The sequence below is a fragment of the Streptococcus mitis genome, assembly GCF_047462815.1.
Classification (GTDB): domain Bacteria; phylum Bacillota; class Bacilli; order Lactobacillales; family Streptococcaceae; genus Streptococcus; species Streptococcus mitis_DO.
In genome coordinates, this window is record NZ_JASHFB010000026.1 from 1 (window position 1) to 1,290 (window position 1,290).

General features: G+C 41.7%; 1 pseudogene. It reads right to left on the reverse strand.

The window, feature by feature from the left end:
* Positions 1-1,290: pseudogene (locus QM865_RS09100) on the reverse strand (hypothetical protein); the annotation flags it as partial.

Consider the following 1,290-nt stretch of genomic DNA (forward strand, 5'->3'; position numbering starts at 1 on the left):
TCTCAGCGTCTGTAAGTTTTTCTGGATTTGCTACTGCTGTCTTATCTGCTGGTTTAACGATGTCGTTACCTGCATTTGGTTTAGTTGCAGCTTCTGGATCTTTCGTCAAGTCTGCTGCTGGAATTACAGCTGTCTTACCTTCTGGAGTTGTGACTGTCGCATTTCCTTTATCATCTACAACTACTGTTGCATCTGGGTTTACAGCTTTAACTTTATCTTCGATCGCTTTCTTCTCAGCGTCTGTAAGTTTTTCTGGATTTGCTACTGCTGTCTTATCTGCTGGTTTAACGATGTCGTTACCTGCATTTGGTTTAGTTGCAGCTTCTGGATCTTTCGTCAAGTCTGCTGCTGGAATTACAGCTGTCTTACCTTCTGGAGTTGTGACTGTCGCATTTCCTTTATCATCTACAACTACTGTTGCATCTGGATTTACAGCCTTAACTTTATCTTCGATCGCTTTCTTCTCAGCGTCTGTAAGTTTTTCTGGATTTGCTACTACTGTCTTATCTGCTGGTTTAACGATGTCGTTACCTGCATTTGGTTTAGTTGCAGCTTCTGGATCTTTCGTCAAGTCTGCTGCTGGAATTACAGCTGTCTTACCTTCTGGAGTTGTGACTGTCGCATTTCCTTTATCATCTACAACTACTGTTGCATCTGGATTTACAGCTTTAACTTTATCTTCGATCGCTTTCTTCTCAGCGTCTGTAAGTTTTTCTGGATTTGCTACTACTGTCTTATCTGCTGGTTTAACGATGTCGTTACCTGCATTTGGTTTAGTTGCAGCTTCTGGATCTTTTGTCAAGTCTGCTGATGGAATTACAGCTGTCTTACCTTCTGGGGTTGTAACTGTTGCATTTCCTTTATCATCTACAACTACTGTTGCATCTGGATTTACAGCTTTAACTTTATCTTCGATCGCTTTCTTCTCAGCGTCTGTAAGTTTTTCTGGATTTGCTACTACTGTCTTATCTGCTGGTTTAACGATGTCGTTGCCTGCATTTGGTTTAGTTGCAGCTTCTGGATCTTTCGTCAAGTCTGCTGCTGGAATTACAGCTGTCTTACCTTCTGGGGTTGTGACTGTCGCATTTCCTTTGTCATCTACAACTACTGTTGCATCTGGATTTACAGCTTTAACTTTATCTTCGATCGCTTTCTTCTCAGCATCTGTTAAGTTAGCTGGATCTTTAACTTCTACCTTAGCTGCTGGTGTGTTTACTGCATTTCCTGCATTTGCTTTACCTGCATCTGCTGCTGACTTAGTTACGTCTGCTGCTGGAATTACGGCTGTAT